We start from the raw sequence: 18,780 nt of genomic DNA, 5'->3' as shown, positions 1-18,780 counted from the left end.
TGGCGGGTATGATGCATTTGATAGATGCTGGTTTATCATTGTCTACTTTTACACTTACATCCTCGCACGTATTTTCTCTTAATCTTTTTCAAAAATCAAATAGGATTCCTATATAAGCTGAGGTTAACGTAAGGATAATGGTTAATAATATCGTATTTCTAATGCTATAACTGGGAATTAAGATGTATTAATGGTCGAATATGTTATTGAGCAGACAAGAAACAGAATTCTACTTAAAAGACTTAGAAACACCAATCGGTAAAGCGATTAATTTAACACTTGCCTCTTTGGTGCTAATATCATCAGGAATTTTTGTGGCGGAAACATATAATATTCCTGATTCTATGCGGTTTAAGTTGAATCTGGCTGATACTGCGATTGTCATTATCTTCGCCGTGGAATATTCACTCCGTCTGTGGAGTGCAGAAAACAAAATTAAGTATATTTTTAGCTTTTATTCAATTATTGACTTAATGGCGATTTTGCCATTTTTTATCGGAATGGTGGATATTAGCTTTATCCGCCTACTAAGATGGTTTCGGATTTTACGATTAATTAGATTTATTGATAGAAAGTTTTTATTCGCCAGTATCAGCACCGAAGATGGCATGATTTTTGCGCGAATATTATTTACATTATTTGCAATTGTTTTTATTTACTCTGGTTTAATTTATCAAGTCGAGCATCAGGTTAATCCTGAAAATTACGGCACATTTTTGGATGCCTTTTATTTCTCTGTTGTCACAATGACAACTGTGGGATTTGGTGATGTTGTTCCAATTTCGGAATTAGGGCGTTTGCTAACAGTATTGATGATTTTCACCGGAATTGCACTGATTCCTTGGCAAGTAGGGGATTTAATTAAGCGTGTGGTGAAAACTGCTAATCAGGTAGAAACAGTTTGTTCAGGTTGTGGTTTGACTTTCCATGATGTAGATGCTGGGTTTTGTAAAAGGTGCGGGACTAAGTTACCTAGTCGCAGGGTTGATTGAAATGCGATCGCATCCACGTTGAGATCCTCCTACATCTGCTCCAAATTACTGCAAATAATACAACGCCGCATTTTGCTCATATTTCCATCACATTTATTGTTCATAATTTTGCTGATCAGCTAATCACCAAATAGCTAATAATCAATCTTGGTGTAAACAAAATGACAGCAACATCTGAAAACATCATCCAGCCACATGAATGGCACAATTTACCTGCATCTAAGGTAGCTCAACATTTAGACGCAAATCTAGAAACAGGTTTAACTTCAGATGAGGTGGTGAAACGGCAAGAACGTTTTGGTGCCAATGAACTTAAGGGAAAACGTGGAACCAGCCCAGTATTAAGATTTTTGTTGCAATTTAACCAACCGTTATTGTACATTTTGCTGATTGCGGGTGCAATCAAAGCCTTAATCGGACAATGGGTAAATGCTTGGGTAATTTGGGGCGTAACCTTAATTAATGCAATTATCGGTTTTATTCAAGAATCGAAAGCCGAAAGTGCGATCGCAGCCTTAGCTTCTTCAGTACAAACCAATGCAACTATCCTTCGCAACGGTCAAAAGGTACAAGTTCCCTCAACGGAGTTAGTACCGGGGGATTTAGTACTACTTACTTCTGGCGATAAAGTACCAGCCGATTTACGTTTGATAAAATCCCGAAATCTGCAAGTTAATGAATCAGCACTCACGGGTGAGTCAGTCGCTACCGAAAAAAATACACAGCCATTGAATACAGATACAGCCTTAGCTGAACGCCTCAACATGGCTTATGCTGGTAGCTTTGTTACCTTTGGTACTGGTAGTGGGATTGTGGTGGCGATCGGAGAAGCCACAGAAACCGGGCGCATCTCCCAACTTATTGAGCAAGGAACGAGCCTGAAAACTCCCTTAACTCGAAAATTTGATAAATTTAGCCGCACCTTGTTATACATCATTCTCGGCATCGCGGCGTTGACATTTGCAGTCGGGCTGGGATACGGCAATACCTGGGCAGAAATGTTTGAAGCGGCTGTTGCCTTTGCTGTGAGTGCGATTCCTGAAGGATTGCCTGCTGTAGTAACAGTGACACTAGCAATCGGGGTTTCGCGGATGGCGCGACGACATGCGATCGTTCGCAAATTACCAGCAGTGGAAACTCTTGGCGGTGCTACAGTTATCTGCTCTGATAAAACTGGAACGCTAACCGAAAACCAGATGACTGTGCAAGCAATTTATGCAGGTGGTGAACAATATACAGCCACTGGCACAGGATATGCACCAGAAGGAGAAATTTTATTAGATGAACAGCCAATAGATTGGCAGAATCTCCCGGCTTTAGTAGAATGTCTCAAAGCAGGCTTGTTATGTAATGACTCGTATCTAGAACAAAAGGAAGGACAATGGCAGGTTTTTGGCGATCCGACAGAGGGAGCATTGATAGCTGTTGCTGATAAAGTTGGACTGCATCGCAGTAACTTAGAAGCCCAAATGCCCAGACTAGATGTCATCCCATTTGAGTCTGAGTTTCAATATATGGCAACTTTGCATGAAAATGCGAGTAGAGAAAATTCTTCACGAGCTAGAACTATTTACGTTAAAGGTTCGGTAGAGGCAATTCTTAAACGTTGTCAGCAGATGTTAAATACTGAGGGAAACCTTACCCCTGTAGATACAGAAACCATACATCAAGAAGTGGATGTGATGGCAAATCTTGGTTTACGGGTACTAGCTTTTGCGAATAAATCTGTATCCCATGCTCAAGATTCACTCGATCATGCAGATATCGAAAAGGATTTGGTTTTCTTAGGATTGCAAGGGATGATCGATCCGCCTAGAACCGAGGCTATCAAGGCAGTAGAAGCCTGTCAAAATGCTGGTATTCAAGTCAAAATGATTACAGGCGATCATGCTGTGACTGCAAGAGCGATCGCTCAAAGTATGGGCTTCAATAAAAATGGCGAAGTTCTCGCTTTTACAGGCAGTGAACTTGCTCAAATGGATAAATCAGAACTGGCTACAGCGATAGAAGATGGGGCAGTCTTTGCCCGTGTTGCACCAGAACAGAAACTTCGCATCGTTGAAGCCCTGCAATCAAAAGGAGAGGTTGTTGCCATGACTGGGGATGGTGTCAATGATGCACCAGCCTTGAAACAAGCAGATATTGGTATTGCAATGGGAGGTGCTGGTACAGAAGTAGCCAAAGAAGCCTCAGATATGATTTTGACTGATGATAACTTCGCTTCAATAGAAGCCGCCGTCGAGGAAGGGCGGACTGTTTATCGAAATTTGCTCAAAGCGATCGCCTTCATCCTACCCGTTAATGGTGGCGAATCGATGACGATTTTGATTAGTGTATTATTTGCCAGAGAATTGCCCATTTTATCTTTACAAGTTTTGTGGCTGAATATGGTAAATTCCATTGCCATGACTGTACCTTTAGCCTTTGAGCCAAAGTCTGAACGGGTAATGCAACAATCACCACGCAGCCCCCGCGAACCATTACTTTCTAAAAGTTTAGTCAAGCGGATTCTGATAGTTTCTCTCTTTAACTGGATTTTGATTTTTGGTGTATTTGAATGGATACGACAAACTACAGGAAATATCGATTTAGCCCGAACAATGGCAATTCAGGCTTTGGTAGCTGGGAGAATTTTTTATCTTTTAAGTATTAGTCAATTAGGAATGGCTCTAGTTAATACGATTCGGGGAGTCAGACAGACATTTAGCGATGCCTCAGCAATTGGGATTGGTATCGCTACTACGATAATTTTGCAGATTATTTTTAGTCAGTGGAACTTAATGAATAACTTATTTTCTACTGCCCCACTGAATTTAAATCAATGGTTGATTTGCTTCCTTATAGGATTGCCAATGATTGGAGTATCAATTATAGTAAATCGTTTCGACCCTCTCAACTGATTTACTCTCCTAACCCAATCCCTAATCCCAAATTTGCTGGCACATTCTCAGGCACTACCCATAAGTAAAGGGTTGCGCCGTTTACTCGGATCACTCGTTTTGGTTTCCACTCACCCATATCAAAGCTGTGGGAAACAATGCGAGTGCCTGGTTTCAATTCTTTTAATAATTTGGGTCGTAGTTTTACGTTCAGATCGGGTAGCAAGTAAAGCGTTACTACTGTTGCCTGTTTTAAGTCAGTTTGAAACAGGTTTTGTTCGTGAAAATCTACGCGATCGCTTACTCCGGCTTTTTGAGCATTAGTACGGCTTTTTTGGACAAAATGTGGATTAATTTCTACACCAACAGCACGATGAGCATTATATTTATGCACAGCAGTAATAGGAATTCGCCCATCACCGCTACCTAAGTCATAGACTATATCCTTGCTGTTAACTTTTGCTAGCTTCAGCATAGCGTCTACTACTTTTTGTGGTGTTGGGACATAAGGTACATCTGCTCGGCTTACTTGAGATTTAATTATTGAACCAGGCTGCTGTTGCTCTGCCTCAAAATTGCGTTCTAAGGTACAACTAGAAACGCTAAATATAGCACTAACCCCAGTAACAAATAACAGTAGATGTTGTTTAGCAATCATGATTTTGATGTTTGTCAACAATCATAATCAACTCTCTATTTTTAATTAACTTTACTTTCGTTGTGAAATCTTAGAAGACTTAATTTTTGTTATGTTTTGTAACGGCTGATAATCACAACAACTAATTGCTGCTTTTGTGAAAAAAATAGAAGGATTTACCGCACACTTGAGATAGCTGTTTTTTGAAAAAAAATGACAATTTGTACAGGGGAAATCATCTAAATTATTTATATTTTCAGGTTGATGAGACAGTTTGAGCTTATGAAAAATAACTATCCCGCCCATTATTAACAATATAAAAGGAGCCAAAATAAAAGATAGATTTGAAGTTGCTACAGTATTTGTATTCTCTCCAACCAGCTTTTCGCCCTCACGCTTTTCTGTAGTCAAACTTATTCTAGATAGGTTTGTTTGAGTCAGATTTAACGGCTCAAGGCTTAAGTGTTCTGGTATATCTTGTCCTAAAATTTCATTTGCTTTCATGTCATTTACCTTTTATAAAATTCACTTGTTCATGTTTTGTTAGCTTTTTAAATAAAATTGGCTATAAGCGCAAATTATTTAGTATTTAAACTTTTTAAATTATTTATGATAAATTTAGTGATAATTAAATTTACAACAAGAATGTGATCAAAAAGTGACAGTAAGACAGTCATTTTGTCAGTAGCAAAACTTTGTTGATCCCCCAACCCCCTTAAAAGAAGGGCTTTAATTCCGGTTCCCCTCTTAAAAAAGGGGGGTTAGGGGGGATCTGAAAGTGTCTAAAGTTACAGTAAAATACTTTTCAAACAACCTCTAAAATTGGCATATATGATATGGTAGATTTGTGTTAATTCATTTTTGACTACTAACATCAATTCTGTATTAAGATCGTCTCCGGCTCCGCAACTGAATTTTGGTGTAAATGTAGGGTTCACAAAAAACAGTGTAAGTCATGAATATATTTATGAGTAGCTTAGTCTTATTATTAATGGGTTTTGGAACTTTTTTCTTGGCTTTCAATACTAAAAACGAAATTAATCGCATTACTGCGATGATAAGCGGGACAATTCTTTTGATTTGGGGCTTGGCTCTAGCTCCCTTGGCATTTCAATTGCTAATTGAAATTGTATCAGTTTTAGCAGCTTTTTCTGTTTGTATGCGTTGTTTGGGTTGTGGTTATAACCGCGATTGATTTTCAACTAACTTGATAAATTATAAGTTTTCTGACATCTTCAAGAGATAAATTAAATAACTGAGCAGTCATCACTTCTAACATATTAACTTCAGTGACTGGTAGCATAAAATTTAACTTTTTTAGAGCATTATTGGCAGTTCTCACCTCAACCAAGCTAAATCCTTGCTTTTTTTCAATTTTAGCTTTGATTGCTATCAAACTTAGTGGAATTTTTATTTGTATTTGTTGATTACGTTCTAGTTTTTTGATTTGAGGATACAATCCTAATTTTTGGGCGATCGCTATTTCTGTAAATTTGGAGTTGGGAATTTCTAGCTCTAATCTTTTAAGCATGGAGTTGGCTGTTTGAATTTGAACTTGAGTCAAATTCTCTTCTGGCTCTATCTTCAGATCAATTAGTGTAAAATTTAACCCTAAAGAAACCTGTGGTAATATATTAGCTTGCAGTTTATCTAAAGTTCTGTAGGAAAGACTTAATAATTGCTTTGTGAGGAAATCACCACCAGCCCAAAAAGCAATCCCTACTAATAATAGAGGTAAAAAAAATAGGAAAACTTGTGGACGTAAATCAGGCATAGCTTTTAATTTATAAGGTTTATACGTGAATTTATAGGAGCATTTGTAACTATCTATTGGCAGATATAACTTATTCATTATGGAGAATAATTTAAAAGTTAAAATCTAAAATTAGATAGAAGACATAGAGGTAGTTACCTTCTCTAATTTTAAAAGAGAGTTGATGACTTTATTGCAAGGCTTTACGCCAAAAAATTTTATGCGGATTTTACTCGTAGAAGACGATTTGGAACAATTAGAACCATTACAAGGTATTCTGTCAGAAGCAGGATATATTGTAGATGCTGCCGAAGATGGAGAAATTGCCCAATGGCTAATTTCGCAAAAAGATTACGATCTGTTAATTGTGGACTGGATGTTACCAACAATTAGTGGATTGGATCTGTGTCGCCAGTATCGTCTCTCTGGTAAAAATGCTCCAGTATTGATGTTAACTGCTAAAGACACCACACCCGACAAAGTTATGGGTTTAGATGCAGGAGCCGATGATTATTTAGTTAAACCTGCTGACTTGGTGGAACTCTTAGCACGAGTACGTGCTTTGGGGCGACGAGTTCCTAATTGGCAGGGGTATAGTTTACGTATAGCAGATTTACAATTTCATTTAGCTGAATTAAGTGTAGAACGGCATCAGGTAAAAGTAGAATTATCTCCCCGTGAAGGACAATTACTAGAATACCTGATGCGTCATCCCAATCAGGTTTTAACTCGCACCCAGATTGAAGACGCTTTGTGGGAGTACGGTATGGAACCAGAAAGCAATGCCTTAACTGTGTTTATACGCAAGTTGCGGCAGCGCTTGCAAGTATTGGGTGCAGAAGACTGGATTAGAACAGTTTATGGTATGGGTTATCGCTTAAATCCTCAAGAATAAAAACTGGGAGAGTGAGAATAATAACATTACTAACAATTACTTATGTTTAATCGCAGCCGTCGCAATCTTGCAAGTTGGTTCACACTAACAATGGGCAGTATTTTAATTGTGTTTGCGGCGGTAGTGTACTACTGGGAAGTCATAGATAAGTTAGAGGAACTAGATCGATTACTTTATAAAAAAACGAATGTGATGGCGGCTAATGTCAAGTCGGAGCTGCATAATGGTCAGCGACAGGTAGACTTGGAACACATACCATTTTTGGGAAGTATGGTACAACCATTGCCGGATAGTCAACTAGTGTATGCAAGCTGGTACGATGATCAAAAGCAACTGGTACAATTTTTTGGTACGATTCCCAGCGATCGCCTTTTAGTGTCAGGTGGATTTGATACTATCAAGGCTGATAGCAAAGTCTGGCTACGTCAGGTAACATTGCCTGTTTACCAAAATGGTTTATTGATTGGTTATTTGCAGGCAGCCATGCCGATGACAGCTACTGAAAGCGCTTTAGCTGAATTCCGTATGGTTTTGGCGATCTCGGCACCTATTACTTTAGGTGTAGTTGCCCTCACCGGTTGGTGGCTGGGAGGACTAGCAATGCAACCAATTCGCCACAGTTACGATCATCTGCAAAGGTTTACAGCTGATGCTTCCCACGAATTGCGATCGCCTCTGGCAGCAATTATTAGTAATGCTCAGTATGGCTTTTTATCTAAATCTACTGATCTGGAGATGCAACGTCAGCGCTTCCAAAAGATTTTTGAGATCGCTAAGTCAATGAGTACTTTGGTAAATAATCTGCTGTTTCTGGCACGTTCTCAAGGTCAATTACCGACTGAATCATTACAAGTAATTGACTTAAATAATTTGCTTGTGCAGATAACAGATGATTATGCCACCCAAGCAGATGCACAACATCTTAGTTTGGTTTCCAAACTATCAAATAATAGTATAACTGTGCTTGGCGATGCTAATTTGCTTCGTCAAATAATTATAAATTTACTTAATAATGCTTGTAAATATACTCCTACTGGTGGCCAAGTTGAATTACAATTATTTACCCAATCACATGGGGCTGTAATTCAAATTATAGACAATGGTATTGGTATTCCTGAAGCTGATTTGCCATATATTTTTGAACGATTTTATCGAGTGGATAAAAAGCGCTCTCGTCAAACAGGAGGATTTGGTTTGGGGTTAGCTATTGCCCAACAAATAGTTCAATCTCATGGTGGTAAAATTACTATTAAGAGTGTATTCAAGGAAGGTACAACTTTACAAATTTATTTGCCTCTAAAGTAAAATCTATAAATTCTGTTTCTATTGTTAAAAGATAATTCATAAGTCAAAATACAAAATGCAGCCAGTAGGGAGATTTGACTTGCTACATCATTCTCCGCAGTCGTTTAGGAAAGAAAATATAACCAATGTCTAACCTCAATCTCATTTCCGAATATAAAAGCTTTGGTGGCAAACTCGGTTTTTACAGTCATCACTCTTCCACCTGTAACGCTGAAATGCGCTTTGCTGTCTATCAACCACCGCAAGCAACTCAAAAACCTGTACCAATTCTCTATTTCCTCTCTGGGTTAACTTGCACGGAAGAAAATTTTATGGCAAAAGCGGGAGGGGTACAGCGATTGGCGGCTGAGTACGGTTTGATATTGGTTGCACCAGATACGAGTCCGCGTAATACTGGCATTGCAGGTGAGGATGATAACTGGGACTTTGGCATCGGTGCGGGCTTTTATGTTGACGCTACAGAGGAACCGTGGTGTAAAAACTACCAAATGTATAGTTATGTCGTTCAGGAATTACCTGCTTTAATTACTGCAAACTTCCCCACCCAACCGGAAAAACAAGGTATTTTCGGTCATTCTATGGGGGGACATGGGGCGCTTGTCTGTGCGTTGAGAAACCCTGAACTCTACAAATCAGTATCAGCTTTTGCACCTATTACTACACCTATGCGTTGTCCTTGGGGTCAAAAGGCTTTTAGTGGTTATCTTGGCAAAAATCAAGAAAGTTGGCGTGATTATGATGCTAGTGAATTAGTCAAAAAAGTAGGATATCACAGTTCGATCCTCATTGATCAAGGAACTGCTGATAAATTTTTAGCTGAACAACAATTAATGCCTGAAGTGTTTGAGCAAGCTTGTGCAGATGTTAATCAGCCGCTAAAGCTGCGTTACCAAGAAGGCTATGACCACAGTTATTATTTCATCGCCAGTTTTATTGAAGATCATATCCGTCACCATGCGCTCGCTTTATTAATGACAGCAGTTTTCATCTATTTAAACCCCACGTTTCTATTTTGATTTTTCAACAAGGGTGTACAATTCTAAAAAAATAAGTATTTTACAAACTGCCACACGGCAGTGAGTCAATGCGATCAATCGCCTTTACCAATGCCCAGTGCTAGAATCATTTCTGTTTTCTCTGGCACTAGCGATCGCTAGTGAAACAACGATACATGACAGATATATAATTGGTTAAACTTTCTTTTTGAGCAAGTAAATATGAGTTATTTTGACCATTCTCAGCGTCGAAAAGATTATATCATCCTCTTAATAATTTGGCTGATCGCATTGGCTATCGATAGAGCTTGGTTTTTTCTAGATGAATCGATTCCATTCTACGATCAAAGCGCACATTTAACCACAGCATTACATCATTATAGAATTTTTCAAGACTTCAATATCTTTTCAGGAAATTGGTGGTTATCTTTGTGGCAATTAACTCCAAGTTATCGCGCCCCTTTTGTATATATTTGCACCGTTCCATTTTTGATGTTGTTTGGACGTGGATTTGACCAAGCAAGTTTGGTCAATTTATTGTACACTGCGATAATTATACTTTCAGTATATCATTTAGGTAATTATTTATTTAAAAATCGAAAAACTAGCATAACTGCCAGCATATTTTGTCTGTTATTTCCTGTTTTGGGGATTATGCGGACAGATTATTTATTAGATTATGGTTTGACAGCAATTGTTATAGCAACTTTCACAGTTTTGACGATTTGGAAGGATAGTTATACTAACTTTTTCTCATGGGGATTAACTATTATATTGGGCATAGGCATAGGTTTAATATTGTTGGCTAAACCTACAGGATTTATTTTTATTTTAGTTCCTAGTATTTGGACATTAATTAGCTTTATTAGAAAACGTAAATTAATTAAGCTAATTCAAACTTGCTTATCTTTAATGATAGCTTGGTTTATTTGTGGTTTTTGGTATAGCTTAAATTGGTTAACAATTATTACATCAGCATTAAATGCTAACCAAGTCGGAAGAAGGGAGGGCGATCCTTCTTTCACAACTATTGCTGGATGGTTATACTATCCACAGATGATCCCAGAAAGCGTCGGTTTACCAATATTATGTGTAAGTATTGGCATTTTATTAGTCTATCTAATTAAATATAAATTTTCTACTAATTTAATTTCAGTAAATTTCCAGAAATCGGCTCGGATTTGGTTGTTAGTTACCTTAGTAAGTAGCTATATAATTTGTTCTTTGGGTACAAATAAAGATATCAGATTTATTCTCCCATGCTTTCCTATAATTAGTTTAATATTGGCAGATTTATTCAACTTAATTGAAAATATATATTTTGATAGACTGAGATTAGCCGCTCTGGGATTAACCCTCATAATTCTACTCAACAATTTGTTTCCCTTACCTTTAATTCAAGCATGGGGTGGGAAACATTTACCTAATAATGATGTTAGTAAATATCCTCTGGATAAACTGATAAATAAAATTACCGAAACAAATTTATATTTAAGGTCAACTTTAGGGGTAATTCCTGTTTCTACACCTCAAGTAAATCAGTTTACTTTAGATTATTTTGGGACATTAGCAGATTTTCGGGTATATGGCAGAAAATTAACAACAAAGTTATCTGAGGTAGAGCAAGATTTACAATATTTATCTTGGTATGTTACCAGAGATAATGAACCAGAGGAACCAGGAGAAAGGGGAGAGGCTAAACGCAAATTAAAATCTTTAGTCGAATCTTCTAGTGATTTGAAATTACAGGGTGATTGGATATTACCTGGTGGAGATAAAATTCGATTATATCACCGCAAAAATCCTCAAGTAGTTGTAGAAAAATTAAATAATAGTAATTCTGTAATTAGTTTAGAAAAGGTGACAATTCCTCAGCAATTAATTTTAGATAAAAATAATCCTGTCACATATCAAATAACAGGTTCGTGGGATGATTTGCAAAATAGTATATTACTATTAAAATGGCAAAATAACCAATCATCTTGGTATCACGATCATGCTATTGGCTTGGGTAATTTATACTGTGGTATCAAATGCCATCCTGAAGGAACTTTCCAGGTGAAAGAGGCTTTAGCCACATTTATTCCCAAAATACCAGTAGGAAAATATCAACTCTCAGCACTATATCTAGATACAAGAAACAATAAAGTCACACCTTTAAATATTCCCGATACTATTGTAAATGTGACAGATGTAGGAACAGTAGAAAAATCGCCAGCTTTAGATTTAGTTACCCGAACGTCACAACTAGCGCAAGAGTTACAACAAGGTAAGTTAAATAATATATTTGGGCAGATAGATAATTTCAATCAATACGATCCTACTCAAGATTATTTAAAGCAGATTGATTTTGCAGCTAATTATCATTTACAAAAAGAGCCAAATAACTTAAATTTGCGTTACACTCTAGTTTTATCACAACTTTTACAGCGCCAAGCCTCAAAATTAATCCAAAACTTAATAGAATTAACTAAATATGATGCTCAAAACCCTTACACATGGCTTTATTTAGCTGTTGTTTATTTATATAATTTTCAACCTGCACAAGCTGAAGAAAAATTAGCGATCGCAGAACAATTAAAACCAGATATACCAGAATTAAAAACTTTAAAAACTGTCACAAATATTATGAAATTTTTGCCATTAATCCACTTTTAAAATATCAGGGTTTATGGTTTTGCACTTTTACATAAGATAAAAAAAGATATGCTTCATTTACTTGATATTTAGCCGTACCATTGCTGAGTGCATAGCAGTCAACCGCCGGACAATCTGCTCAATCTCCAAATCTAATATGCTGTAATCAATGACTGCCTGACGAATAGGTGTATGTCCTTGATTGACATCTAATTCTTGTATCCGGGCTGTACGCAGTGCTTGCAGATGCGGCTGGATTTTGTGCAGAGTTTCTTCCAAGTCAGGTAAGGGCAAAGGGGTAATTTCCTGCTGTATTGAATCAGCTAACTGCTCTAACAGTAGCAAAACTTGGCGGACAAAGGTTTCTAATTCTGGGAGTGGCACAGTTGCTCGAAAATGTTCGAGATGCACTGCCAAAACTGTCACGGCGTTAGTAAAACGTCCCATGTACACTAGCAGCGTCATCACTGGTTCTACTAACTCTTTGTGCATTTGGGGTTCACGTAGCAATCCTTGGAAGGAGGCTTGGGCATTGCCAATTGCCAGTCCAGTTTGTCGCCGTTGACTAATAATGCTAGAGTCACGCTCTTTTGTCCCCTGGTAAACAGCCATCACATCGCTAAAGTATTTGTGACATTCTCGCAAGGCAGTGGCGAGTTGACTGGGTAAGCGATCGCGTTCCCAGTTTGGCCATATAAAGTAATGACTTGCAAAAGCTAGTCCCGCTCCAATTAATGTATTCAACACCCGAAAGGCAGCAAACTGCCAACCAATGGGATTACCAACATCAATAATTAGTAAGACAAATATTGACAAGAAAACCACCGAATACCCATAGTTGAAACCGATCAGGGAAATGCCAAAAAAGACTGTCAGTAAAATGATTATGTCTAATACAGCCTTGTTTGTGATATTTGCAACGATGACAGCTGCTAACACAGCTCCCAAAATAGTCCCGCCAACACGCTGGAAAAACCGCTGAAAAGTTGCACCCAAGTTCGGTTTGAGGACTAGCATGATTGTTAGTGTTACCCAATACCCCATTGGTAAATTGGTAACGCTGTATAATATTACGCCTACAGTTAAACTCACACCAATGCGGAGAGCATGGCGAAAGATTGCTGAGTCTAAGGTGAGATTTTCTTTGAGTAAACTTAAAAGCGATCGCTGTTCGCCTGCAACTAAAAGTAGTGTATCTACATCTCGGCGACTCATTTTGCTGCGATCTGCTAGCGATTTAGCTGTCTGAGCCGTGTATTCCAGTTGCTTGATCAGCTTTTCGATCATCAGCACCAAGTTAGTGAAAGCCACAAGAGTTGTGTAGTCTGCCTCACTCCCGGTAATTGCTTTTCTTTGCAGACTTTCTTGTTCTTTCAGTGCCTCATAGATGCGGTTGAGATTTCCAAGATCGATACTAGCAGGCTTGCGAGATATGACTTTCGCTATGGCTTGAAGAATAATTGATATTTCCACAAGTGCATCGTCTACTAATTGCTGGACTGCGTAATATTGCTGGTGCTGAAAGTGAGTTTCTAGTAATTCTATTAAGGCAATAACTGAGCCAAGCAAGCGATCGCCATCCTGAATTAGCACCAATAACTGTTCATCCATCCAACTCCTAGCCGCCTGTCCAATCCGTGTAGTACCTAAAGTAGTGCGTGCTGTCTCTAATGCCTTTCTAATTTCGAGAATATTTTCAGGTGTTGCGACTTTACCGGCGAATTTTTGAATGTAGTTGGCAATCGCCTTTAAGCAGTCAGCCAAAGCTATCCGTACTGGATCATAAGGTCTAAAAGGCCACATTACCAAGGAAAGTAGCATTGCCCATCCACCTGCAATTAGACATAGCAGCGATCGCATTACTGCAACTTCTAAGTTTCCTGGCTGTGCGATCGTGGAAATAAATGATATCCTTACCACCAGACCAACATTTGCTCCAGCATTACCGTACAGCGATGCAAAACCTGAAGCAAGTCCCCAGAAAAAGGCCAGCACCACAGTTAGCGCTGGAATTTTAGCAACTAGAGTAGCCACAAATACTGAAACAGCGATTCCTAAAGTAGCCCCCGTCATCGCCTTAGCTTTTATCTGGTAAGGGCCACCAATATTGGCTAAGTTGACAAAGTAAGCCATTAAACCGACAAATAATCCGCTTTCCCTTTGGTTGATAAATTGCCCAATTAGCATGGGAACCCCCAATGCTAATGCCGCTCGTAAGCCGTTGGATATTGCCGGTTTTCCTGGCTCTGACTGGATCAGAAATCTCAGGAAATTACTTTGATTCAACTGCATTGTTTTTGTTTAATAAAACAAAATTTTTATCTAGATTTTCTTAATCTTCTTATATCTGAGGTTGAGCACCTCATCGTTGAATATGTGATTTAACTTGAGAGTTTAATTACGAATAGTAAAGAATTGCTACAAATATATATGCTGAAGAAGCCTTAGATTTATACAAATTTACTTTTAAACAGCTATACGCGGTAATATAAATCGTGTTTACGTGTAAGTTCTGATACTGTTAAGTGCCCTTTCTCACTTTTTAGACATCTTCTAAGATTAAAACAACAGGTTTTAAACATCATCTAAGCAAGGAGAATTTAAGATGGCTAACACAGATGAGCTCACAGGCGTGAGCCAGCAGGCTCTTGTGATCATCGATCCTCTGACTGGTGGCACTAATGCAAACCCTTCTCAGATATTGGAAGTTACTGGTCGAGGAGAGGTTACTGTTGCCACTACTTTGACTCAGGTGCAATTGGGGATTCAAGTAGAGGGAAAAACCGCAACCGAAGTTCAAGAAGAAGTTGCTCGACGTTCAACAGCAGTAGTTAATGTGCTGCAAAACCTTGGAGCGCAAGAACTTCAAACTATATCTATTCAATTAAATCCCGTCTTTAGCTTTGCAGATGGGACTCAAACCCTAACTGGCTTTAGAGGGAGCAACACACTTCAGTTTGAGTTACCAACTGAGCGGGCTGGAGCAGCAATTGACACAGCTATCCAAGCAGGCGCAAATTTAATACAGAATATAAGATTCACTGCTTCAGACGAAGCATTGCAGCAGGCACGCCTGCAAGTTCTTAGCGAAGCTGTTGAAGATGCCCAAGGGCAAGCTCAGGCTGTTTTCAGTACCTTGCAGTTAACCCCCGGAGAGATTATTGACATTGATATTAACTCAGCTGACAATCCTAGCCCATCTCCTTTAGTGTTTAATGTAGAAGCAGATAGAGCTTTTGCAGCAGGTGCTACAACTCCTATAATTGGTGGTCTTCAGTCGGTAGAAGCTAGTGTTTCTCTAAATATCGGTTATTCTCCAAATTCAGCAGTCACTCTCCCTTCGGCTACAGATAATCTCACAGGTGGGAGTCAGCAGGCTCTTGTGATTATCAATTCCCTGACTGGTGGCACTAATCCAAACCCTTCTCAGATATTGGAAGTTACTGGTCGAGGAGAGGTCACTGTTCCCACGACTTTAACTGAGGTGCAATTGGGGATTCAAGTACAGGGAAAAACCGCAACCGAAGTTCAAGAAGAAGTTGCTCGACGTTCAACAGCAGTAGTTGATGTGCTGCAAAACCTTGGGGCGCAAGAACTTCAAACTACATCTATTCAACTAAATCCCGTCTTTAGCTTTGCAGATGGGACTCAAACCCTAACTGGCTTTGAAGGGTTGAACACACTTCAGTTTGAGTTACCAACTGATCAATCTGGAGCAGCAATTGACACAGCTATCCAAGCAGGCGCAAATGTAATACAAAATATAAGCTTCACTGCTTCAGACGAAGCATTGCAGCAGGCACGTCTGCAAGTTCTTAGCGAAGCTGTTAAAGATGCCCAAGCCCAAGCTCAGGCTGTTTTTAGTACCTTGAAGTTAACCCCTGGAGAGATTATTGACATTGACATTAACTCATCTGACAATTTCAGCCCATCTCCTTTGGTGTTTAATGCAGATAGAGCTTTTGCAGCAGGTGCTTCAACTCCTATAATTGGTGGTCTTCAGTCGGTAGAAGCTAGTGTTTCTCTAGATATTCTTTATTATCCAACAGCAATTACTCTCGATTCACCCGTGACCGTTTAAAAGAAAGCATCTTTTGTCAATCAGCTAAAGTACTCAAAAAAGATTCAAGAATCCCCGTTTATGTATGGCGGAGAGTGTCAAGAATCATTGGTATCAAATTAAGCCTGGGCGAATTCCATTCGCCCAGGCTTAATTTGACACGATTTCAATCTTCAGTCATCTCCAAGAATTGCGCCTCGCTTAACTGCGTAATTCCTAATGAAACTGCTTTTTCTAACTTAGAGCCGGCATCTTCTCCTAGCAGTAAATAATCGGTTTTTTTACTCACCGAATCAGTCACTTTCCCACCAGCTTTTTGAATCAAAGCCTTCGCTTCATCCCGTTTTAAAGTTGGCAATGTTCCCGTGATTACAAAAGTTTTACCTGCAAACTTTTGATTACCATCACCAACTATTTTTGTTTCTTCTGTGGCAGTTAATTGCAATCCTTCTGCTTGTAAGCGTTCTATCAACCTTTGGTTAGCATCAATCCGAAACCACTGGTACACTGATTGGGCAATTTCAGCACCAATACCATAAATGCCTTCAATATCTGATTGCTTTGCTGCCGCTAACTGGTCTACATTGAAATATTTCTGAGTCAACAATTGAGCATTTACACTGCCAACGTGACGGATGCCTAAACCATACAATACCCTTGACCAAGGTTGATTTTTTGATTGAGCGATCGCATCCACTAATTTCTCTGCCGACTTTTTCCCCATCCTTTCTAATGCAGATAATTTCTCTGCTGTCAACTCATATAAATCGGCAACGGAATGCACTAAACCTTTATCAACGAGTTGATATACCAGTTTTTCGCCCATGCCTTTGATATCCAAGGCATCACGACTTACCCAATGTTCTATAGAACCTTTAAGAATCGCCGCACAGGAAGCATTGACGCACCGAGTCACCGCCTCACCTGATTCTCGCACCACCAATTGGCCGCAGACTGGGCAATGGGTGGGCATAACAAAAGGTTCGGTATCAGCAGGACGGAGTTCTTTGATTACCCTCAGCACTTCTGGAATGATTTCCCCAGCTTTGCGGACGATGACAGTATCACCAATGCGGATATCTAATTGAGCAATGCGATCGCTATTATGTAAAGTTGCACGAGAAACTGTTGTCCCTGCCAGTTGCACCGGGCGCATCTCTGCTAAAGGTGTTAACGCCCCTGTTCTCCCAACATTCACAGCAATATTTTCCACACGGGTAGGCGCTTCTTCGGCTGGGTACTTCAACGCGATCGCCCAACGGGGGAATTTCTGCGTAAACCCTAGCTGTTCCTGAAGTTTAAAAGAATTCAGCTTCACTACTACCCCATCAGTCATGTAGGGTAAATTCAGCCGTTCTGTGTCCCAATATTCATAATATTTTGCCACTTCTGCGATCGAAGCACAGAGTTTGTGCTTAGGGTTGACTCGAAAACCCATCTTTTCCAACAACTCCAACGCTTCCCATTGGGTATTGGCAATACTGGTGTCATCTCTACCAGGAATGTGCAAGGTGTAGCCAAAGAAATCTAACCGCCTCTTAGCGACAATGCGGGAGTCTAATTGTCTGAGTGTACCAGCTGCGGCATTGCGGGGATTAGCAAATAATTGCTCACTTGCTTTTTGCCTTTCCTCGTTAATTTGTTTAAACACTTCCAAAGGTAAAAACGCTTCGCCTCTGACTTCCACCCTTTCTAAAATTTCTAACCCTTCAAAATTTAAACGTAAGGGAATTGAGCGAATTGTCCGTACATTTTGGGTAATATCTTCACCCGTTACCCCATCACCCCTAGTTGTGCCTCTAACTAGAATGCCATTTTGGTAAGTAAGAGCCAAAGCAGAACCATCAATTTTCAGTTCAGTGACATATTCCACTGAATCTATTTTCGGTACTTGTCGCCGCCAACGCTGATCCCATGCTTGCAACTCATCAATATTGAATGCATTCTCCAGACTGTACAACGGGATATTGTGCCGCACCGAGGTAAACTGCGTTGCCGGTTTCTCACCCACGCGCTGAGTCGGACTATCAGGTGCTGTTAACTCTGGATATTGAATTTCCAGTTGTTGCAGTTCTCGATATAGCTGGTCATAGACTGCATCCTCCATAATTGGAGTATCTAGGACGTAATAAGCATAGCTGGCTTGTTGCAATAATTGGCGCAATTCTTCTGTGCGCTTTACTTCCGGCTTAATCTGTGTCATAGAATTATAAAATATCTAAGATAAGGCTAACAAATCATACATTTGTACTATACAAAATTTGAGCTTTTGAGCCATATCCCAAGGTAAATAAGTTTTACCAAATCCCGCGCTACCCAATACTAGGATAGGGCGATCATGTCGCAAACCTCAGTAGTGCCCCTCCCCTGAGTACTAAGTATAATTCCACTGGGAAAAAATGTAGAGCGATCGCAAGTCAAGAAATTGCTATATACAGTAAATGAAGTATACAGGTAGGGGTACAACATATTGTGCCCCTACGATTATCTGTACCTCACCTTGGCGCAATACGGTTCAGTTAAGGCTCAAAGTCATGTAAATTAGGCATTGTTCCGAAGAATGGAAATTAAGTGTCGTGCATCTGAGGGATTTTTCATTGGTGTCTCCTGAGATACAAAATACTGAC

Annotated in this window: 13 protein-coding genes; 8 read left to right on the top strand and 5 right to left on the bottom strand. The window is 39.3% G+C overall.

Annotation, left to right across the window (positions count from 1 at the left end; translation table 11 throughout):
* Positions 1–200 precede the first annotated feature (200 nt).
* Both H6G97_RS31835 and H6G97_RS31830 read left to right on the top strand, forming a co-directional pair.
* Positions 201–992, top strand: a complete 792-nt coding sequence (locus H6G97_RS31835) for an ion transporter (protein WP_190944473.1) — start codon at positions 201–203, stop codon at positions 990–992.
* A gap of 161 nt (positions 993–1,153) precedes the next feature.
* A complete protein-coding gene (locus H6G97_RS31830) occupies positions 1,154–3,892 on the top strand; it encodes a cation-transporting P-type ATPase (protein ID WP_190944472.1) in 2,739 nt (912 codons plus the stop codon).
* 1 nt (position 3,893) lies between these two features.
* On the opposite strand, the gene H6G97_RS31825 is transcribed toward H6G97_RS31830, so the two are convergent.
* Both H6G97_RS31825 and H6G97_RS31820 read right to left on the bottom strand, forming a co-directional pair.
* On the bottom strand, positions 3,894–4,529 hold the full coding sequence (locus H6G97_RS31825; RefSeq protein ID WP_190944471.1) for a class I SAM-dependent methyltransferase: 636 nt from the start codon (positions 4,527–4,529) through the stop codon (positions 3,894–3,896).
* Positions 4,530–4,580: 51 nt separating this feature from the next.
* On the bottom strand, positions 4,581–5,012 hold the full coding sequence (locus H6G97_RS31820) for a hypothetical protein (RefSeq protein ID WP_190944470.1): 432 nt from the start codon (positions 5,010–5,012) through the stop codon (positions 4,581–4,583).
* A gap of 463 nt (positions 5,013–5,475) precedes the next feature.
* On the opposite strand from H6G97_RS31820, the gene H6G97_RS31815 reads away from it, so the two are divergent.
* On the top strand, positions 5,476–5,703 hold the full coding sequence (locus tag H6G97_RS31815) for a hypothetical protein (RefSeq protein WP_190944469.1): 228 nt from the start codon (positions 5,476–5,478) through the stop codon (positions 5,701–5,703).
* Between the two features lie 3 nt (positions 5,704–5,706).
* Here the strand turns inward: H6G97_RS31815 and H6G97_RS31810 are convergent, their stop codons facing one another.
* Complete coding sequence (locus tag H6G97_RS31810) at positions 5,707–6,282, bottom strand: hypothetical protein (RefSeq protein ID WP_190944468.1); 576 nt, start codon at positions 6,280–6,282, stop codon at positions 5,707–5,709.
* Between the two features lie 199 nt (positions 6,283–6,481).
* Here H6G97_RS31810 and H6G97_RS31805 point away from each other — a divergent pair, with 199 nt between their 5' ends.
* The 4 genes from H6G97_RS31805 (at position 6,482) to H6G97_RS31790 (ending at position 12,114) form a co-directional block, all read left to right on the top strand.
* On the top strand, positions 6,482–7,156 hold the full coding sequence (locus tag H6G97_RS31805; RefSeq protein WP_190944474.1) for a response regulator transcription factor: 675 nt from the start codon (positions 6,482–6,484) through the stop codon (positions 7,154–7,156).
* 42 nt (positions 7,157–7,198) lie between these two features.
* Positions 7,199–8,461 carry a sensor histidine kinase gene (locus H6G97_RS31800; RefSeq protein ID WP_190944467.1) on the top strand — a complete coding sequence of 421 codons (1,263 nt, stop codon included), beginning with the start codon at positions 7,199–7,201 and terminating at the stop codon, positions 8,459–8,461.
* A 125-nt stretch (positions 8,462–8,586) separates the two neighbouring features.
* Complete coding sequence (gene fghA / locus H6G97_RS31795; protein ID WP_190944466.1) at positions 8,587–9,477, top strand: S-formylglutathione hydrolase; 891 nt, start codon at positions 8,587–8,589, stop codon at positions 9,475–9,477.
* A gap of 201 nt (positions 9,478–9,678) precedes the next feature.
* Complete coding sequence (locus H6G97_RS31790; protein WP_190944465.1) at positions 9,679–12,114, top strand: hypothetical protein; 2,436 nt, start codon at positions 9,679–9,681, stop codon at positions 12,112–12,114.
* A 57-nt stretch (positions 12,115–12,171) separates the two neighbouring features.
* Here the strand turns inward: H6G97_RS31790 and H6G97_RS31785 are convergent, their stop codons facing one another.
* A complete protein-coding gene (locus H6G97_RS31785; RefSeq protein ID WP_190944464.1) occupies positions 12,172–14,385 on the bottom strand; it encodes an FUSC family protein in 2,214 nt (737 codons plus the stop codon).
* Positions 14,386–14,698: 313 nt separating this feature from the next.
* Between H6G97_RS31785 and H6G97_RS31780 the strand changes: the two genes are divergently transcribed.
* On the top strand, positions 14,699–16,174 hold the full coding sequence (locus tag H6G97_RS31780) for an SIMPL domain-containing protein (RefSeq protein WP_190944463.1): 1,476 nt from the start codon (positions 14,699–14,701) through the stop codon (positions 16,172–16,174).
* A gap of 145 nt (positions 16,175–16,319) precedes the next feature.
* On the opposite strand, the gene ligA is transcribed toward H6G97_RS31780, so the two are convergent.
* Positions 16,320–18,356: an NAD-dependent DNA ligase LigA gene (gene ligA, locus H6G97_RS31775; protein WP_190944462.1), complete on the bottom strand. Its 2,037-nt coding sequence runs from the start codon at positions 18,354–18,356 to the stop codon at positions 16,320–16,322.
* Positions 18,357–18,780: the final 424 nt, after the last annotated feature.

Source organism: Nostoc flagelliforme FACHB-838, assembly GCF_014698065.1.
Classification (GTDB): Bacteria; Cyanobacteriota; Cyanobacteriia; order Cyanobacteriales; family Nostocaceae; genus Nostoc; species Nostoc flagelliforme_B.
This window is presented reverse-complemented; position numbering and strand designations above follow the sequence as displayed.

Excerpts from the sequence above, each read along its gene's own strand:
- H6G97_RS31835 (WP_190944473.1), top strand. The coding sequence starts at position 201 with ATGTTATTGAGCAGACAAGAAACAGAATTCTACTTAAAAGACTTAGAA.
- H6G97_RS31830 (WP_190944472.1), top strand. The coding sequence starts at position 1,154 with ATGACAGCAACATCTGAAAACATCATCCAGCCACATGAATGGCACAAT.
- H6G97_RS31825 (WP_190944471.1), bottom strand. The coding sequence starts at position 4,529 with ATGATTGCTAAACAACATCTACTGTTATTTGTTACTGGGGTTAGTGCT.
- H6G97_RS31820 (WP_190944470.1), bottom strand. The coding sequence starts at position 5,012 with ATGAAAGCAAATGAAATTTTAGGACAAGATATACCAGAACACTTAAGC.
- H6G97_RS31815 (WP_190944469.1), top strand. The coding sequence starts at position 5,476 with ATGAGTAGCTTAGTCTTATTATTAATGGGTTTTGGAACTTTTTTCTTG.
- H6G97_RS31810 (WP_190944468.1), bottom strand. The coding sequence starts at position 6,282 with ATGCCTGATTTACGTCCACAAGTTTTCCTATTTTTTTTACCTCTATTA.
- H6G97_RS31805 (WP_190944474.1), top strand. The coding sequence starts at position 6,482 with ATGCGGATTTTACTCGTAGAAGACGATTTGGAACAATTAGAACCATTA.
- H6G97_RS31800 (WP_190944467.1), top strand. The coding sequence starts at position 7,199 with ATGTTTAATCGCAGCCGTCGCAATCTTGCAAGTTGGTTCACACTAACA.
- fghA (WP_190944466.1), top strand. The coding sequence starts at position 8,587 with ATGTCTAACCTCAATCTCATTTCCGAATATAAAAGCTTTGGTGGCAAA.
- H6G97_RS31790 (WP_190944465.1), top strand. The coding sequence starts at position 9,679 with ATGAGTTATTTTGACCATTCTCAGCGTCGAAAAGATTATATCATCCTC.
- H6G97_RS31785 (WP_190944464.1), bottom strand. The coding sequence starts at position 14,385 with ATGCAGTTGAATCAAAGTAATTTCCTGAGATTTCTGATCCAGTCAGAG.
- H6G97_RS31780 (WP_190944463.1), top strand. The coding sequence starts at position 14,699 with ATGGCTAACACAGATGAGCTCACAGGCGTGAGCCAGCAGGCTCTTGTG.
- ligA (WP_190944462.1), bottom strand. The coding sequence starts at position 18,356 with ATGACACAGATTAAGCCGGAAGTAAAGCGCACAGAAGAATTGCGCCAA.